The organism is Enterobacter sp. kpr-6, from assembly GCF_900116015.1.
In the GTDB taxonomy this organism is placed as follows: Bacteria; Pseudomonadota; Gammaproteobacteria; order Enterobacterales; family Enterobacteriaceae; genus Enterobacter_D.
The window spans coordinates 342,998-361,237 of the sequence record NZ_FOYH01000001.1; the positions used below are offsets into that span (position 1 = coordinate 342,998).

The 18,240-nt window shown below is 55.3% G+C and carries 15 protein-coding genes; 8 read left to right on the plus strand and 7 right to left on the minus strand.

Annotation, left to right across the window (positions count from 1 at the left end):
* Window positions 1–143: 143 nt before the first annotated feature.
* From BM373_RS01590 to BM373_RS01600, 3 genes are all read right to left on the minus strand, one after another.
* Window positions 144–860, minus strand: coding sequence for a phosphatase PAP2 family protein (locus BM373_RS01590; RefSeq protein WP_090458681.1), 717 nt, complete (start codon window positions 858–860; stop codon window positions 144–146).
* A 34-nt stretch (window positions 861–894) separates the two neighbouring features.
* The gene (locus tag BM373_RS01595) at window positions 895–1,881 is read right to left on the minus strand and encodes a CobW family GTP-binding protein (RefSeq protein ID WP_090458683.1); all 987 of its coding nucleotides are present in this window, start codon (window positions 1,879–1,881) and stop codon (window positions 895–897) included.
* A gap of 130 nt (window positions 1,882–2,011) precedes the next feature.
* Window positions 2,012–3,478 carry a mannitol dehydrogenase family protein gene (locus BM373_RS01600; RefSeq protein WP_090458685.1) on the minus strand — a complete coding sequence of 489 codons (1,467 nt, stop codon included), beginning with the start codon at window positions 3,476–3,478 and terminating at the stop codon, window positions 2,012–2,014.
* 207 nt (window positions 3,479–3,685) lie between these two features.
* On the opposite strand from BM373_RS01600, the gene uxuA reads away from it, so the two are divergent.
* Complete coding sequence (uxuA, locus tag BM373_RS01605) at window positions 3,686–4,876, plus strand: mannonate dehydratase (protein ID WP_090458688.1); 1,191 nt, start codon at window positions 3,686–3,688, stop codon at window positions 4,874–4,876.
* Between the two features lie 117 nt (window positions 4,877–4,993).
* Here the strand turns inward: uxuA and yeiP are convergent, their stop codons facing one another.
* Complete coding sequence (gene yeiP / locus BM373_RS01610) at window positions 4,994–5,566, minus strand: elongation factor P-like protein YeiP (RefSeq protein WP_090458690.1); 573 nt, start codon at window positions 5,564–5,566, stop codon at window positions 4,994–4,996.
* 157 nt (window positions 5,567–5,723) lie between these two features.
* Between yeiP and BM373_RS01615 the strand changes: the two genes are divergently transcribed.
* A complete protein-coding gene (locus tag BM373_RS01615) occupies window positions 5,724–5,978 on the plus strand; it encodes a YkgJ family cysteine cluster protein (protein ID WP_090459948.1) in 255 nt (84 codons plus the stop codon).
* Here the strand turns inward: BM373_RS01615 and setB are convergent.
* The gene (gene setB / locus BM373_RS01620; RefSeq protein ID WP_090458693.1) at window positions 5,975–7,156 is read right to left on the minus strand and encodes a sugar efflux transporter SetB; all 1,182 of its coding nucleotides are present in this window, start codon (window positions 7,154–7,156) and stop codon (window positions 5,975–5,977) included. The two genes, BM373_RS01615 and setB, sit on opposite strands and share 4 nt — an antisense overlap.
* Window positions 7,157–7,523: 367 nt before the next feature.
* Between setB and fruB the strand changes: the two genes are divergently transcribed.
* The 3 genes from fruB to fruA are packed head-to-tail and all read left to right on the plus strand — an operon-like array spanning window position 7,524 to window position 11,297.
* Complete coding sequence (gene fruB / locus BM373_RS01625) at window positions 7,524–8,654, plus strand: fused PTS fructose transporter subunit IIA/HPr protein (RefSeq protein WP_090458695.1); 1,131 nt, start codon at window positions 7,524–7,526, stop codon at window positions 8,652–8,654.
* Entirely contained in the window at window positions 8,654–9,592 is a 939-nt protein-coding gene (fruK, locus tag BM373_RS01630; RefSeq protein ID WP_090458696.1) for a 1-phosphofructokinase, read from the plus strand. Before fruB ends, fruK begins: the two co-directional genes overlap by 1 nt.
* 16 nt (window positions 9,593–9,608) lie before the next feature.
* The gene (gene fruA / locus BM373_RS01635; protein WP_090458698.1) at window positions 9,609–11,297 is read left to right on the plus strand and encodes a PTS fructose transporter subunit IIBC; all 1,689 of its coding nucleotides are present in this window, start codon (window positions 9,609–9,611) and stop codon (window positions 11,295–11,297) included.
* Window positions 11,298–11,348: 51 nt separating this feature from the next.
* Here the strand turns inward: fruA and nfo are convergent, their stop codons facing one another.
* Both nfo and BM373_RS01645 read right to left on the minus strand, forming a co-directional pair.
* A complete protein-coding gene (gene nfo, locus BM373_RS01640; protein ID WP_090458700.1) occupies window positions 11,349–12,197 on the minus strand; it encodes a deoxyribonuclease IV in 849 nt (282 codons plus the stop codon).
* A 71-nt stretch (window positions 12,198–12,268) separates the two neighbouring features.
* Window positions 12,269–13,312, minus strand: a complete 1,044-nt coding sequence (locus tag BM373_RS01645) for a YeiH family putative sulfate export transporter (RefSeq protein WP_090458702.1) — start codon at window positions 13,310–13,312, stop codon at window positions 12,269–12,271.
* 119 nt (window positions 13,313–13,431) lie between these two features.
* Between BM373_RS01645 and yieE the strand changes: the two genes are divergently transcribed.
* From yieE to cirA, 3 genes are all read left to right on the plus strand, one after another.
* Entirely contained in the window at window positions 13,432–14,298 is an 867-nt protein-coding gene (gene yieE / locus BM373_RS01650) for a DNA-binding transcriptional regulator YeiE (protein WP_090458705.1), read from the plus strand.
* Window positions 14,299–14,488: 190 nt separating this feature from the next.
* Entirely contained in the window at window positions 14,489–15,958 is a 1,470-nt protein-coding gene (locus BM373_RS01655; RefSeq protein WP_090458708.1) for an amino acid permease, read from the plus strand.
* Between the two features lie 286 nt (window positions 15,959–16,244).
* Entirely contained in the window at window positions 16,245–18,218 is a 1,974-nt protein-coding gene (cirA, locus tag BM373_RS01660) for a catecholate siderophore receptor CirA (protein ID WP_090458710.1), read from the plus strand.
* The last annotated feature ends 22 nt before the right edge of the window (window positions 18,219–18,240 follow it).

Here is an 18,240-nt window from a genome sequence, read left to right on the forward strand (position 1 = left end):
TAAGCAATTTGAGTTAAAAAACAGGCATATCACTCATTTGCAAGAGGAATTTTATTACGGCGTGATGACAGCAGCAGTGAGAGGCAATACTTTTTTGCAGGGATCGAAAGCGACCCCTGCGGATTTGCGTTAAATATTGTTATTTATTTGTTTAAAAGTTGTTTGTTTTTATTAGGCAGATAATGATCAAATAGTGAAATTAATTTATCACTCAGCGGCGTAAGCAGAAACCAGGGCAATCCTATTAGCACGGCGGAAAGCGATCCAACGGCAATATCCGTAAACCAGTGCGCGCCAATCATTACGCGTGGGAAAGCAAAAACCACAAATATAATGAGGGCAATAAATCCTGCCGCGCGGCCAAAATAGCGGAACATAATTGCTGAAAAAATAAGCAGCATCATGCCGTGATCGCCAGGGAAGCTGTCTTTCGACGCATCTTTAGTCGGAATAAAATCCAGTAATTCACTGACGCGGTGAATATGATCAAAAAACAACGTCGGGCTGGCGCGTTTTACCGGATAAAACGCCTGCGCTAACTGGTTAATGATGACAGCGGTAAGCAGCATCACCAGCCCGATGATGAGAATGCGACGGCGACCAGTTTTGTCTTCTTTTAACCAGAACCACAGCATCAGACCGCCCATCGCCAGCAGGGAACAGCCGTCAAACGCGCGATTGTTGGTGATCGCCACCAGCCACAAAAAGGCATTGCTCTCAACCAGTTGATGGTTAAAGAAGTGAAAAATGGCGGCATCCAGGCCAAACCATATTCCGTGATTGACGGGTAAATACCAGGATAAAAAGAGCGCCAGTCCGGCGGCGTTGAGCAAAAGAATCAGGGAAAGTCGCGTCTTCATATTTTTTATCAATCCAGAAAAATCAGCCGTAACGTTAGTTCCCGTCGGTTAAACGAAGCTTCAACAAAGCGGACTGAAGTGCGTTCCAGTCAGCCTCTGAAGCGGTGATTAACTCGATGCGACTGTCAGGCGGGGCCACGTTTTGCGTTTCGATGTGCAGATCATGCCCCTGGCGATTAATGCGTACCAGGCCTTCAGCAATGCGCATCACGCCTTTTACACGATCGACCGGCGCGAGACGTGCCCACTCCAGCAGTCCGATGGTGTCAAAGCAGGTATCGGCATCAAAAATCCAGCCGCAGGCCTGATGCCCCTGGCCGCTGTTCAGACTGCGCCGCCAGCGCTGGTTCGTGGGTAAACTGAGTGCCGCCAGGCCTTTGTTCTGCGAATGTCCATGCTGATGCGCGGCGCTGGCCGGTAGCTCACGATGATTACGGCGCGGCTGATCCAGCAAAGCGGGGGAGAGATTGCCCTGGGTGGCGTGGATCAGTTCACGGTCGCCGCCGAAGGTCTGCCACCATTGCGTAAGCGCGGCTTCACTTTCCGGCGTCGCGCGGTCGGCTTTATTAGCGATGATGATATCTGCCGCCGCCAGTTGATCGCGGAAGTTTTCATTGTTAACCGCTTTTTCGTCCAGCAACTGACGGGGATCGAGCAGGCACAGTGTCGCCTGCAAATCGATCCAGGGTTCATAGACGGGAGCGGTCAGCATATCGAGGATTTGCTTCGGGTGACCGAGGCCGGTCGGCTCAATCAGCAGACGATCAGGTTTCCCCTGGCGCAGTAGCGTGTTTAATCCAACCTGCATCGGCAAACCATTCACACAACACATACAGCCGCCGGGGATCTCTTTTAACAGCGCGCCGCTGTCGGCCAGCAGGGCACCATCAATGCCCACTTCGCCAAATTCATTGACCAGTACAGCCCACTTTTCAGCCGGATCTTTTTGCGCCAGCAAATGCAATATGGAGGTCGTTTTTCCGCTACCGAGAAAACCGGTGATCAGGTTGGTTTTAGTCACATTTACTCCGTGAATTATTCTTGATGTTGTTATCCTGTAACAATAAAGATAATCCTGGCGAAAAAAACGGGAAAAGAGAAGGGAAAGGGCGGACAGAAGCATTTTCTGTCCGCGATAAGGGCAGGAATTGTTAACTATTGAGGGAGTCGATTACCGCCTGATGCGCGCCTTTACGGGCGATCAGTGCAAAGGCAGACGTAATGGCTTTCACAAAATCAGGGTTCTGTGGCAAATCGGTACCAAAGATTTCTTTCAGTTCGAGCAGAGCGGCTACGCGCTCGCTTTCGTTACTGGCATCGGTAATGGCACGGAATTTATCGGCCAGCGGATCGCGTACATCAATCGGCTCTCCGGCATCATCCACGCCGCTCACGTAGCGCATCCATCCGGCAACGCCAAGCGCCAGCAGCGGCCACGGCGTGCCACGCTGTAAGTGCACGCGAATCCCGTCGAGCATACGCTGGGGCAGTTTCTGGCTGCCGTCCATGGCGATTTGCCAGGTGCGGTGTTTGAGCGCCGGATTAGCAAAGCGTTCAATCAGGCTGTCAGCATAGGCGGTTAAATCCACATCGGTGATGCGCAGCGTCGGGGCCTGCTCGTCCAGCATTAAACGGCGGGCGGCAGTGCGAAAATGCGTGTCTTCCATGCAATCGCTGATGTGGGCAAACCCGGCCAGGTAACCGAGATAAGCTAAAAATGAATGGCTGCCGTTCAGCATCCGCAGCTTCATCTGCTCCCACGGCAGCACGTCCTGCACCATTTGTACGCCCGCCACTTCCCACTCCGGGCGGCCCGCGACAAAATTATCTTCCACCACCCACTGAATAAACGGCTCGCAGCTGATGGCGCACGGATCTTCCACGCCGAGGGTTTGGGTGATTTCAGCCAGCGACTCGTCAGTGGCCGCCGGGACAATACGGTCAACCATGGTGCCGGGGAAGCTCACCTGTTCGCTTATCCACGTGGCCAGTTCAGCGGAACGCTGCTGCGCCATGCCGAGCACCGCGTTTTTCACCACGTGACCATTATCAGGAATGTTATCGCAGGAGAGCACCGTAAAAGGGGCCAGTCCGCGTTCGCGGCGGCGGTGCAGTGCCTCAACCAGAATGCCCGGTGCGGAATGGGGTTCAGAGGGGTTTTGCAGATCGTGGGCAATACGCGGCTGGTTGAGATCGAGTTTGCCGGTCGCCGGATCGATGCAGTAGCCTTTTTCGGTAATGGTCAGGGAAACAATGGCGACCTGCGGCTCGCAGAATTTTTCAATAATTGCAGCGAGAGAATCGAGTTTTGCGTTCAGGCATTCATTCACGGCACCAATGATAATGGCCTCATTGCCGTTGGCCCCTTTTTCCAGCACGGTAAACAGGTGATTCTGCTCGCGCAACTGCGTCATCAGTTTATCGCCGCTGAACAGGCTGATTTCGCAGATCCCCCAGTCGCCACCCTGGGCATTCAGTGCCCGGTCAGTTAACAGCGCCTGATGGGCGCGGTGAAAGGCACCAAAGCCAAAATGTACGATGCGCGAACGCAGGTTATCACGATCGTAGCGCGGTAACCGCACGCTTTCCGGCAGCGGCGCGGTGGCAATTGTCTTCATTAGATACACACCTGATTAACCAATAATTAACAAAATGCAGTGTAAAGTTATATGACAGCAAATTGAATTGGTAAGCCGTAAATATCCGGGGTTTGTGAGCTGGATCAATCAAACGTTGGGCGGTGTTTGATCCCTAAACAGAAACATGTATGGTAGTCGTCATTGAGTCAAAATACATTGGTATAACAACTTTTAGAGGGTTAGGCGATGGAACACACCTGGCGTTGGTATGGCCCAAACGATCCGGTATCTCTTGACGATGTGCGTCAGGCTGGCGCAACGGGCGTCGTAACTGCACTTCACCATATTCCTAACGGTCAGGTCTGGCCGGTAGAAGAGATCAAACAGCGTCAGGCGCTGCTGGCTGAAAAAGGCCTGACCTGGTCTGTTGTTGAAAGTATTCCGGTGCATGAAGATATCAAAACTCACAGCGGTGACTATCAGACGTGGATTGCGAACTACCAGCAAAGCATCCGCAATCTGGCCACCTGCGGTATTGATACCGTGTGCTACAACTTTATGCCGATCCTCGACTGGACGCGTACCGACCTGGAGTATGAACTGCCGGATGGTTCGAAAGCGCTGCGTTTTGATCAGATCGCGTTTGCTGCTTTTGAACTGCATATTCTCAAGCGTAAAGGTGCTGAAGCCGATTACAGCGATGAAGAGCAGCGTCAGGCGAAAGCCTGGTTTGAGGCTGCCAGTGAAGCTGAAATCGAAAAGCTGACCCGCAATATTATTGCCGGTCTGCCGGGCGCAGAAGAGGGCTATACGCTGGATCAGTTCCGCGCACGTCTGGCGGACTACGATGGCATTAATAAAGATCAGCTGCGTGAAAACATGGCGGTCTTTCTGAAGGCGATTGTACCGGTCGCGGAAGAAGTGGGCGTGCGCCTTGCCGTTCACCCGGACGATCCGCCGCGTCCGATCCTCGGTCTGCCGCGTATTGTTTCGACCATTGAAGATATGCAGTGGCTGAAAGAGTGTGTAGACAGCATCAGCAACGGCTTCACCATGTGCACCGGTTCTTACGGCGTGCGCGCCGATAACGATCTGGTGCGGATGGTGGAAACCTTCGGTGACCGCATTCACTTCACCCACCTGCGTTCCACCTGCCGTGAAGAGAACCCGAAAACCTTCCATGAAGCCGCGCATTTGCAGGGCGATGTGGATATGGTGTCGGTGGTGAAAGCGATTCTGGAAGAAGAGTTGCGCCGTAAAAACGCAGGCGATCTGCGTCCAATCCCTTTCCGCCCGGATCATGGTCACCAGATGTTGGACGATCTGCGTAAGAAAACCAATCCAGGCTATTCAGCGATTGGCCGTCTGAAAGGAATGGCAGAAGTGCGCGGTGTTGAACTGGCGCTGAAGCAAACGCTGTTCCGTGAACTGCTGTAGGTTAACGGTTATCCCCTCACCCTAACCCTCTCCCTCAGGGAGAGGGGACAGAGCGAGCACGAACCTGCCTTTCTCCCTCTCCCATGGGGAGAGGGCGGGGTGAGGGGAAACGCAGACTTAATCCGCGCGGCCCATATAGCGGCTTTCTTCGATATGGATACGGATTTTCTCACCCGTCGTCAGGTATTCCGGCACCTGAACCACCAGACCGGTGCTCATGGTCGCAGGCTTGGTACGTGAACTTGCTGACGCGCCTTTGATCCCCGGAGCCGTTTCAACGATTTCCAGATCCACCGTCTGCGGCAGTTCCAGCGCCAGCAACTGGCCGTCCCAGGTCAGTACCTGCATATCCGGCATCCCGCCTTCCGGGATAAACAGCAATTCTTCTTCGATCTGCTCTTTGGTAAAGATGTACGGCGTATAGTCTTCTTTATCCATGAACACGTATTCGTTGCCATCAACATAAGAGAAGTCAACGAAACGACGGGTCAGGGTAACGGTATCAACAATGTCATCGCCTTTAAAACGTTCTTCCACTTTCAGCCCGGTGCGGACGTCAGAAAAACGCATTTTATACAGCGTGGCAGCGCCACGGGCGCTCGGAGACTGAATATCAATATTTTTAACAATCAGCAGTTTGCCGTTGTAATTCAGCACCATACCTTTTTTGATTTCGTTAGCTCTTGGCATTATTAATCCTGTTTAGAAAAATGGCGAAAATATCGCGACAAATTACTCGCGAGGCGTGCGCCAGGCAAGCGGAATCAGCATGTTTTGCATGTTCACCACAAAAAGTGATAGCGTGCGCGCGAAGACCACTCATCCCACCCAAAAAAGCGAGCCGAATATGGAGTGTCGTCCGGATTGCGGAGCCTGTTGTACCGCCCCGTCAATTAGCAGTCCCATTCCCGGCATGCCCGACGGCAAACCCGCGAATACCCCCTGCGTGCAGCTTGATGAGCACCTGCGCTGTAAGCTGTTTCGCTCGCCGTTGCGACCGAAAGTGTGTGCGGGGCTACAGCCATCGCGGGAGATGTGCGGCGCAACGCGCACCCAGGCGATGGTGTATCTGATCGATCTGGAAACGCAAACCGCGCCCTAAACGTCTTTAATCCGACCGAGGCACAGGATGGTGATAACGATCATCGCCAGCGCAAACCAGAACACGGCGTGGTAGCTCCAGAACTCGGCCACGATCCCGGCCAGCGACCCGGCAATGATCCAGCCCACGCGCGTGGTGTTGGTATACAGTGTGGTCGCCGCGCCTGCCTGACCGGGCATCAAATCCTGAAAATAGAGCATACCGATGCCGGCGAGAATGCCGATATAAATGGCGTTCAGCAATTGTAAAGCCAGCAGCACGGCTGGGGAGTGCGCGGTTAACATCCCGGCATAGAAAATCAGCCCGGCGATGACCGCGATGCGCATCAGGAAACGCTTACCAAAGCGTTTTGCGTAATAGCCTGCGATCAGCATGGTCGGGATTTCCAGCCCGGCGGCGGTCCCCATCATCACGCCCGCCAGTTTCTCCGGCAGATGCAGTTCATTAATGATAAACAGCGGCATATTAATGATATAGAGACTGTTGGTGCCCCACATTAATGTGCAGATGACAAACAGCAGCAGCGCATCACGCCGGTTAGTGCGCGGCGCTTCCAGCACGCCCGTGGCAAGCGTCGGCTCTTTGCGCATGGTTGGCAGAAAGCACCACACCATAATCCCACAGACAATAAAGGCAATGGCCGCGCTCAGGTACATCACCGTAAAGCCAAATCCCATCGCCAGCGCGTAGGCCAGCGGCGGGCCAATGACCCATGCCAGTGAAACCTGCGCACGCAGAATGGAGCTGAACATCACCGCTTCACGGCCCGTGCGATCGGCATGTTCACGCGCCAGTGCGAACATCTGCGGGTTGGCGGTCGAGCCAAAACTGCTCAAAAACACGCCCACAAACAGCAGAATGAAATAGTTACGGTTCCAGGCGAACAGCAGGCAGGCCATCACGCCCAGCAGACAGCAAAAAACAATCAGATTTTTACGGTCGCCCTTGCGGTCTGAGCGCCCGGCAAGAAACTGGCTGACCAGAATGCCGATGACCGCGCTACCGGTGAAGAAAAAGCCGACCATCGCCGGGCGGGCGTGGACTTCATTAGTCAGGAATAAGCTCAGCGTCGGCGTTTGCAGTGCACCGGCAATACCAGTGAGGAAAGCCACAATCAGGAAAGCTGATGACGTCCAGTCGCGTGTTTTTGGGGAGGCGGCAGCGGGTGAACTTTGCATCTGTTTATATCGTGTTTTGAAAGAGACGCGGAGTGTACGCCGCCTGTCAGAAAATGAACAGTAATCTGACCGAATCTGCCACGAAAAATCAAAATAGCATTTCAAAACGATTATCGTTAAGGCTGACGTTGCTGAAACAGACGCAGCGGCAGGCAAAAAGCGTCAGCATTTTTTAAATCCGTGTTGCGGAAATGTGCTTTACATCTAAATTATGAAAGCAGATATACAACATTTCTTGCTTGCAGACGTAGAAAGATCAAGACTTCTTGAAACGTTTCAGCGCTATCTGTATTCATTCTGAAATCAGGATAGCGCATTAATTCACAAAGTAGCTGAAACGATTCAATTTCAGCAGGAGTGGAGACATATGTTCCAGTTATCCGTTCAGGACATCCATCCAGGCCAGCAGGCCGGTAATAAAGAAGACGCCATTCGCCAGATCGCCGCTGCCCTCGTGCAGGCGGGGAACGTCGCTGATGGCTACGTAAATGGCATGCTTGCCCGCGAGCAGCAAACCTCAACGTTCCTTGGCAATGGCATCGCTATTCCTCACGGCACTACCGACACCCGTGACCAGGTGCTGAAAACCGGCGTTCAGGTTTACCAGTTCCCGAAAGGCGTATTGTGGGGCGATGGGCAGGTGGCGTATGTGGCCATCGGTATCGCCGCCAGTTCTGATGAACACCTGGGCCTGCTGCGTCAGCTGACGCATGTGCTGAGCGATGACGCCGTTGCCGCGCAGTTGCAGTCCGCGACCACGGCGGAAGAACTCCGCGCCCTGCTGATGGGTGAAAAACAGAGCGAAGCGCTGAAGCTCGACAACAGCCTGCTGACGCTCGATATCGTTACCAGCGATCTGGTGACCTTACAGGCCATCAACGCAGGCCGTCTGAAAGAAGCGGGCGCGGCTGACACCACCTTCGTTACGCGTGCGATTAACGACAAACCGCTGAACCTCGGTCAGGGCATCTGGCTGAACGACAGTGCTGAAGGCAATACCGGCAGTGCGGTTGCTGTCAGCCGTGCCGCCAGCGCGTTTGACGTCGACGGTGAGCAGGCACAACTGCTGGTGAGTGTGGCGATGACCGACGATCAGCCGCTTGCTGTGCTTAAACGCCTGAGCGATCTGCTGATTAACAGCAAAGCTGACCGTTTGCTGAATGCTGATGCTGCCACCCTGCTGGCACTGCTGACCAGCGATGATGCGCTGGCGGAAGATGTGCTGAGCGCGGAATTTGTGGTGCGCAACGAACACGGTCTGCATGCGCGTCCGGGCACCATGCTGGTTAACACCATCAAACAATTTAACAGCGAGATCACCGTCACCAACCTCGACGGCACTGGTAAACCGGCCAACGGCCGTAGTCTGATGAAAGTGGTCGCGTTGGGCGTGAAAAAAGGCCATCACCTGCGCTTTACCGCTCAGGGCGATGATGCTGAACAGGCGCTGAAAGCGATTGGCGACGCCATCGCCGCAGGTCTGGGGGAGGGCGCATAATGAGCAGACGTGTCGCAACGATCACCCTCAACCCGGCTTACGATTTAGTCGGCTATACCCCTGAAGTGGAGCGCGGTGAAGTCAACCTCGTGCGTACCACCGGTCTGCACGCCGCCGGTAAAGGCATCAACGTTGCTAAAGTTCTCAAAGACTTAGGTATTGATGTCACCGTCGGTGGTTTCCTCGGTAAAGATAACCAGGATGGCTTTCAGCAACTGTTCAGCGAACTGGGCATTGCTAACCGTTTTCAGGTGGTGCAGGGCCGTACCCGCATCAACGTCAAGCTGACCGAAAAAGACGGTGAAGTCACCGATTTTAACTTCTCTGGTTTTGAAGTAACGCCTGCCGACTGGGAGCGTTTTGTAACGGATTCCCTGAGCTGGCTGGGCCAGTTCGACATGGTGTGCGTCAGCGGTAGCCTGCCGTCGGGCGTCAGCCCGGAAGCGTTCACCGACTGGATGACGCGCCTGCGCAGCCAGTGTCCGTGCATTATTTTCGACAGCAGCCGCGAAGCGCTGGTCGCCGGTCTTAAGGCCGCGCCGTGGCTGGTGAAACCAAACCGCCGCGAGCTGGAAATCTGGGCGGGCCGCAAATTACCGGATCTGAAAGATGTGATTGAAGCCGCTCACGCGCTTCGCGAGCAGGGGATTGCCCATGTGGTGATCTCTCTGGGCGCAGAAGGGGCGCTGTGGGTTAACGCTTCCGGCGAATGGATCGCCAAACCGCCGTCAATGGAAGTGGTAAGCACCGTTGGCGCAGGGGACTCGATGGTTGGCGGGTTGATCTATGGCCTGCTGATGCGTGAATCCAGTGAACATACGTTACGTCTTGCTACCGCTGTTGCAGCCCTTGCTGTCAGCCAGAGTAACGTTGGTATTACCGATCGTACCCAGTTGGCCGCGATGATGGCGCGTGTTGACTTAAAACCCTTTAACTAACAGCAGGAGAGGCATAATGAAAACGCTGCTGATTATTGACGCCGGACTCGGACAGGCTCGCACTTATATGGCGAAAACCTTGCTGGGCGTGGCGGCGCAAAAAGCAAACATTGAACTCATCGACAACCCGCACGAAGCGGAGCTGGCGATTGTACTGGGCGCAAGCGTGCCGAATGACAGCGCGCTGAGCGGTAAAAAAGTGTGGCTGGGCGATATCAATCGCGCCGTCGCCCACCCGGAACTGTTCCTGAGTGAAGCGAAAAATCACGCCGCGCCGTACAGCGCGCCGGTGGTTGCCGCCGCACCTGCGACCACGGGTGGCGTGAAGCGCATCGTGGCTGTGACTGCCTGTCCGACTGGCGTAGCCCATACCTTTATGGCGGCTGAAGCCATTGAAACCGAAGCGAAAAAACGCGGCTGGTGGGTAAAAGTTGAGACTCGTGGCTCCGTGGGCGCTGGCAATGCCATCACCCCGGAAGAAGTGGCCGAAGCCGATCTGGTGATCGTGGCGGCGGATATCGAAGTGGATCTGGCGAAGTTTGCCGGTAAGCCGATGTACCGCACCTCGACCGGCCTTGCGCTGAAGAAAACCGCGCAGGAGCTGGATAAAGCGCAGGCAGAAGCGAAACCTTATCAGCCATCGGGCCAGACCCAGACGGCAAGTGAAGGTAAGAAAGAAGGCGGCGGCGCGTATCGTCACCTGCTGACCGGCGTGTCTTACATGCTGCCGATGGTGGTGGCGGGCGGTCTGTGTATCGCGCTGTCCTTCGCTTTTGGTATCGAAGCGTTTAAAACCCCGGACACCCTGGCCGCCGCGCTGATGCAAATTGGTGGGGGTTCAGCCTTTGCCCTGATGGTGCCGGTTCTGGCAGGTTATATTGCCTTTTCCATCGCTGACCGTCCGGGTCTGACCCCAGGTCTTATCGGCGGTATGCTGGCGGTGAGCACCGGTTCCGGCTTCATTGGCGGGATTATTGCGGGCTTTATTGCCGGTTACGTGGCGAAAGCCATCAGCCAGAAGGTGAAGCTGCCGCCAAGTATGGAAGCGTTGAAACCGATCCTGATCATTCCGCTGTTCTCCAGCCTGATTGTGGGTCTGGCGATGATTTACCTGATCGGTAAACCGGTTGCCGGCATCCTGACGGGTCTGACCCACTGGCTGCAAACCATGGGCACCGCCAACGCGGTTCTGCTGGGTGCAATCCTCGGCGGCATGATGTGTACCGATATGGGTGGTCCGGTGAACAAAGCGGCTTACGCCTTCGGGGTTGGCCTGCTGAGTACCCAGACGTATGCGCCAATGGCGGCGATTATGGCTGCCGGTATGGTGCCACCGCTGGCGATGGGCATTGCGACCCTGGTTGCCCGCAACAAGTTTGATAAAGGTCAGCAGGAAGGCGGTAAAGCGGCACTGGTTCTCGGTCTGTGCTTTATCTCTGAAGGGGCGATCCCGTTCGCTGCACGTGACCCGATGCGTGTGATCCCATGCTGTATCGTGGGTGGCGCAGTGACCGGTGCTATCTCCATGGCGATTGGCGCGAAACTGATGGCACCGCACGGTGGTCTGTTCGTGCTGCTGATCCCAGGCGCAATCACGCCGGTGATTGGTTATCTGCTGGCGATTGTTGCCGGTACGCTGCTGGCAGGCCTGGCTTACGCTTTCCTGAAACGCCCGGAAGCGGTCGCCGAAGTGAAAGTCGCGTAATTGAGAACTGCATAAACGAAGGGACAGCGAAAGCTGTCCCTTTTTTTTTGATTAGGCTGCGTGCTGCTGCGCTTTCAGCCAGGCAATTTCTTCTGCCCAGATATCCGGATTAATGGTTTCCAGAATGAGCGGAATACCGTCAAAACGCGCGTCCTGCATAATCCAGCTAAACGGCGCATGACCGATATTGCCTTCGCCCAGACTATGATGACGGTCAACGCGGCTGCCAAAGGTGCTTTTCGCGTCGTTAAGGTGCATACCGCGCAGGTACTTAAAGCCGACGATGCGATCGAATTCAGCAAAGGTTTTTTCACATTCTTCAGGCGTGCGCAGATCGTAGCCGGCTGCAAAAGCGTGACAGGTATCAATGCAGACGCCGACGCGGGATTTGTCTTCCACGCCGTCGATGATGGCGGCCAGATGTTCAAATTTAAAACCGAGGTTGGTGCCCTGGCCTGCGGTGTTTTCAATCACCGCCGTAACGCCTTCGGTTTGCGCCAGCACGATGTTCACGGACTCAGCAATGCGCGCCAGGCACGCGTCTTCCGGGATCTGCGACAAATGGCTACCGGGGTGGAAGTTGAGCAGGCTCAGGCCAAGCTGTTCGCAGCGCTGCACTTCATCCAGAAACGCATGACGGGATTTCTCCAGCGCTTCGGTTTCCGGATGCCCGAGGTTAATCAGAAAGCTGTCGTGCGGCAGGATTTGCGCGGAGGTGTAACCGTGTTTTTCACAGGCGGCTTTGAACTCATCAATAGTGGCCGTGGTGAGTGCCGCGGCGCGCCACTGACGCTGGTTTTTGGTGAACAGAGCGAACGCCGTCGCTCCGATTTCAGCGGCACGCACCGCAGCATTGGCTACGCCACCCGAGGCGCTGACGTGCGCTCCAACATATTTCATAACGACTCCTGTTAAGCCCGCCGGGGGAAAGGCAGTATGATAGCGGTTTAACAATATTTTTACCTGCCCGATTATGCGATCACCTGATGCACCAGCAGATTAATCGCGCCGCCGCCCACCACCAGCCAGACGAACAGCAGAAGCCCCATCAGCAGCGGTTTGATGCCTGCGCTTTTCAGGGCGCTGATGTGGGTGGTGAGACCAAGGGCGGCCATGGCCATCGCCAGCAGGACGGTATCCAGCGTGATCAGCAGGTTGACCACCGCTTCCGGTAGCAGGGCGAGCGAGTTGAAACCCGCCACCAGAATAAACAGCAGGGCGAACCAGGGAATGGTGATTTTGCTTTTTTCGGTGCGGGCATGGCCCGTCTGTTTAACGCGCATCGCCAGCAGCAGCAGGAACGGGGCCAGCATCATCACGCGCAGCATTTTGGCGATCACCGCTGCGTTCTCTGCTTCCGGGCTGATGGCATGACCTGCGGCCACCACCTGCGCCACTTCGTGCATTGTCGATCCCATATAGATGCCGTACGTTTCCGGACTGAAAAGCGTGGCGAGCCACGGATACAGTGCCGGATAGAGAAAGATCGCCAGGGTGCCAAAAATCACCACCGTGGCGACCGCCACGGTCACTTTTCCTGCTTCCGCTTTCACCACCGGTTCCGTCGCCAGCACCGCGGCCGCACCGCAAATGCTGCTCCCCGCACCAATCAGCCAGCTTGTCTGTTTATCGAGGCCAAAAATTTTTTGCCCGAGAAAACAGGCCAGCGCAAAGGTACTGCACAGGGTTAATACATCAATCGCCAGGCCGCTGATGCCCACGTCAGCGATTTGGGCAAACGTCAGACGAAAACCGTACAATATGATCCCCAGACGTAATAAATGCTGTTTGGCAAAGAGCACGCCGGGTTCACAGCGGGGCGCAATTGAGGAATAGCCGGTGTTACCGATCACCATGCCCGCCAGAATCGCCAGCGTCAGGGCGCTGAATCCGGCTCCGGAAACAGCCGGAATGTTGCCAAGCCACAGCGCGGCTCCAGCAACCAGAACGCTCAGGGCGAGGCCCGGTAAGTAACGCGGTAATGCGCGATGATGGGGTAATGTCATTTCAGCCATGATGTTCTCCTTTCTGATGAGGAAAGGGTACGGCGCTCTGGCTTAAAAATAAAATTGATTATATATTTATAATTAATCTATATAAGTGGTAAGTAGGCTTACCTGGCGCGGTGAAAACGATGCATATCACGTTACGGCAACTGACGGTTTTTACAGAAGTGAATAAGAGCGGATCCACCACTCAGGCCTCGCAAAAGCTGTCGCTGTCGCAATCGGCGGTCAGTGCGGCACTGACCGATCTGGAAGGTCAACTGGGCGTGCAGTTGTTTGACCGGGTGGGCAAACGACTGGTGGTGAATGAGCACGGGCGTTTGCTCTACCCGCGTGCGCAGGCGTTGCTGGAGCAAGCCAACGAAATCGAGCAGCTTTTTCGCGAAGACAATGGAGCGATCCGCGTCAGTGCCAGTAGCACCATTGGCAACTATATCCTGCCGGAAGTGATTGCCCGCTACCGCCACGATTTCCCGACGCTGCCGCTGGAGATGAGCGTCGGTAACAGTCAGGACGTGGTCAATGCCGTGCTGGATTTTCGCGTCGATATCGGCCTGATTGAAGGGCCATGCCACACCGCGGAGATCATCGCCGAACCCTGGCTGGAAGATGAGCTGGTTGTCTTCGCTTCTCCGGCCTCGCCGCTGGTGCAAACAGAGGTCACGCTTGAGCAACTCGCCGCTGCGCCGTGGATTTTGCGTGAGCGCGGTTCCGGTACGCGCGAGCTGGTGGATTACCTGCTGCTCTCCCATCTGCCGCAGTTTCACCTCGGCATGGAGCTGGGAAATTCGGAAGCCATCAAACACGCGGTGCGCCATGGCCTGGGCATTAGCTGTTTGTCGCGGCGGGTGATTGCCGAACAGCTCGCCGCCGGGACGCTGGTGGAAGTGCCCGTTCCGCTGCCCCGTCTGGTGCGTACCCTGTGGCGCATCCATCACCGGCAAAAACACCTCTCCAGCGCGTTAACCCGTTTTCTGCGCTACTGCGAACTGTAACGGTTGTGCCGCTCCCGCCGTTTTACGCGGGAGCGATAACGTTGCGTTATCGCAAAAGCGTTCTTCACCTGCTTTACTTATAATCCGCAAGCAATCATGAAGGTCTCTTATAACCGGTCATTTCTACCGGAAGGAGGGCGCTTCGTCTGCTACAATCCGGCCTCATTTTTTGGATGGACAGCATTTTCATATGGTTTCCGAAACTAAAACCACACAAGCGCCCACGCTACGTCGTGAACTCAAGGCGCGTCACCTGACAATGATCGCCATCGGCGGCTCTATCGGCACCGGGCTTTTTGTTGCTTCCGGAGCGACAATTTCACAGGCAGGCCCTGGCGGGGCGCTGTTCTCATATATTCTTATCGGTCTGATGGTCTATTTCCTGATGACCAGCCTCGGCGAGCTGGCCGCGTATATGCCGGTTTCCGGCTCTTTTGCCACCTACGGGCAGAAATACGTTGAGGAAGGCTTCGGTTTCGCGCTCGGCTGGAACTACTGGTACAACTGGGCGGTGACCATCGCGGTTGACCTGGTGGCGGCGCAACTGGTGATGAACTGGTGGTTCCCGGATACGCCTGGCTGGATCTGGAGTGCGGTGTTCCTGTGCGTCATCTTCCTGCTGAACTGGATCTCAGTAAAAGGCTTTGGTGAGGCGGAGTACTGGTTCTCGTTAATCAAAGTGGCGACGGTGATCATCTTTATTATTGTCGGTCTGATGATGATCCTGGGGATTTTCCAGGGTGAGCAACCGGCAGGCTGGAGCAACTGGGAAATCGGTGAAGCGCCGTTCGCTGGTGGTTTTGCGGCGATGATTGGCGTGGCGATGATCGTCGGCTTCTCCTTCCAGGGCACTGAACTTATCGGTATTGCCGCCGGTGAATCCGAAGATCCGGAAAAGAACATTCCGCGCGCGGTGCGTCAGGTGTTCTGGCGAATCCTGCTGTTCTATGTGTTTGCGATCCTGATCATCAGCCTGATTATTCCGTACACCGATCCGAGCCTTCTGCGTAACGACGTGAAGGACATTAGCGTCAGCCCGTTCACGCTGGTCTTCCAGCATGCTGGCCTGCTCTCAGCGGCGGCGGTGATGAACGCCGTGATCCTGACGGCGGTGCTGTCGGCGGGTAACTCCGGCATGTATGCCTCCACACGTATGCTTTACACCCTGGCCTGTGACGGCAAAGCGCCGCGCATTTTCAGCAAGCTGTCGAAAGGCGGTGTACCGCGTAATGCGCTGTATGCCACCACGGTGATTGCGGGCCTGTGCTTTTTGACGTCGATGTTTGGCAACCAGACCGTTTACCTGTGGCTTTTGAATACCTCCGGCATGACAGGCTTTATCGCCTGGCTGGGTATTGCGATCAGTCACTACCGTTTCCGTCGCGGTTATGTAGCCCAGGGTCACGATATTAATAATCTGCCGTACCGCTCAGGTTTCTTCCCGCTGGGGCCGATCTTCGCGTTTGTGTTGTGTCTGGTCATCACGCTGGGTCAGAACTACGAAGCGTTTCTTTCCGATACCATCGACTGGGGCGGCGTAGCGGCGACCTATATCGGCATCCCGCTGTTCCTGCTGATCTGGTTTGGTTATAAAGTTAGCCGTGGTTCAAAATTCGTGAAATACAGCGAAATGGAATTCCCTGAACGCTTCAAACAATAAGCGCTTTACCCGGTCTGCACACAAAAGCCCTCTGAAATCAGAGGGCTTTTTTATTTCTCCCTACTATTCCATCTTGACATAACTTTTAACAATTCAATTGATAATCGTTATTGTTTGCATTATCGTTACTCGCGAAATCAAAAAGGATGACGGACAAGGACGCAACCGCGCCGGGTCACGACACCTGCATTAAAAGATTACGCTCTGCCAATGCAGCCGGGCGAAACCCTCGCAATGTGAGTAATACCAGTTTGCTTTGTTGTCTTTTATCTCATGGAGAAACGGAATGTTTAGGTTAAATCCCATCGTGCGGGGAGGCCTTTGTGCGTCCGCAATATCTCTGGCGCTGCCAGCTATCGCCGTGGAAAGTGCCGGAGAAACGATGGTCGTTACGGCTGCCGCGACCGAGCAGAATGTGAAAGATGCGCCCGCGAGCATCAGCGTGATCACGCAGCAGGATTTACAGCGCCGTCCCGTTCAGAACCTGAAAGACGTGTTGCAGGAAGTTCCTGGCGTACAGCTCACCAACGAAGGCGATAACCGTAAAGGCGTCAGCATTCGTGGTCTCGACAGCAGCTACACGCTGATCCTCATTGATGGTAAGCGCGTAAACTCCCGTAATGCCGTTTTCCGCCACAATGATTTTGACCTGAACTGGATCCCGGTGGATGCCATCGAGCGTATCGAAGTGGTGCGCGGCCCGATGTCGTCACTGTATGGTTCCGACGCGCTGGGCGGCGTGGTGAACATCATCACCAAAAAAATCGGCCAGAAGTGGTCGGGCAGCCTCACCGCCGACACCACCATCCAGGAGAACCGCGACCGTGGTGATACCAACAACGGTCAGTTCTATACCAGCGGCCCGCTGATTGACGGCGTGCTCGGCGTGAAAGCCTTCGGCAGCGTGTCGAAGCGCGAAAAAGATAAAGCCGAACCGTCGCAAACGGCGGCGAGCGGTGAAACGCCGCGTATCGAAGGCTTCACCAGTCGCGACGCCAACGTCGAATTCGCCTGGACGCCGCTTGAAAATCACGATTTCAGCGCGGGCTACGGCTTCGACAGGCAGGATCGTGATTCCGATTCCCTCGACCAAAACCGTCTTGAGCGCCAGAACTACTCTTTAAGCCACAACGGACGCTGGGATCTGGGCAACAGCGAGCTGAAATTCTACGGCGAAAAAATAGACAACAAAAATCAGGGCAGCGCAGGCGCAATCACCTCTGAAAGCAACACGCTTGATGGCCGGTTTGTGATGCCGGTTGAACCCATCAATCAGTTCATCACCTTCGGCGGGGAATGGCGTCACGATAAACTCAGCGATCCGGTTAATCTGACCGGCGGTGACAGTTCTTCGACCTCCACCAGCCAGTACGCGCTGTTTATCGAAGACGAATGGCGCATCATCGAGCCGCTGACGCTGACCACCGGCGTGCGCCTGGATGATCATGAAACTTACGGCGATCACTGGAGCCCGCGTGCGTATCTCGTGTACAACGCCACCGATACCCTGACCGTGAAAGGCGGCTGGGCCACGGCATTCAAAGCGCCGTCGCTGTTACAGTTAAGCCCGGACTGGACAACCGGTTCCTGCCGTGGCGGGTGTGAAATCGTCGGTAGCCCGGATCTGAAACCAGAAACCAGCGAAAGCTACGAATTCGGTCTGTACTACGCAGGCGAAGAGGGCTGGCTGGAAGGCGTTCAGGCGAGCATCACCACCTTCCAGAATGACGTGGAAGATCGTATCAGCATCAGCCGCAACGCTGATGTGGATGTTGCGCAGGGCTACCCGAACTACGTCGGGCTGAATGCCGACGGTGAGCCAATCTTCCGCTATTACAACGTCAATAAAGCGCGTATTCGCGGCGTGGAAACCGAGCTGAAAGTGCCGTTTGACGACCAGTGGAAACTGACGCTGAACTACACCTACAACGATGGTCGCGATCTGAGTAACGGCGGCAACACGCCATTGCAGGAACTACCGTTCCACACTGCGAACGGGACCGTTGACTGGCAGCCGGTGCAGGACTGGTCGTTCTACGTGTCGGGTAACTACAGCGGCGAGAAGCGCAACGTCAGCGCGACCGGCACGACGCCTGGCGGCTACGTGATCTGGAACGCGGGCGGCGCATGGCAGGCCACGAAAAACGTGAAGCTGCGCGCCGGGGTGCTGAACCTGATGGACAAAGATCTCAGCCGCGACGATTACAGCTACAACGAAGACGGACGCCGTTACTTTATGGCGGTGGATTACCGCTTCTGACAGACGCCGTGCTGCCCGGCAG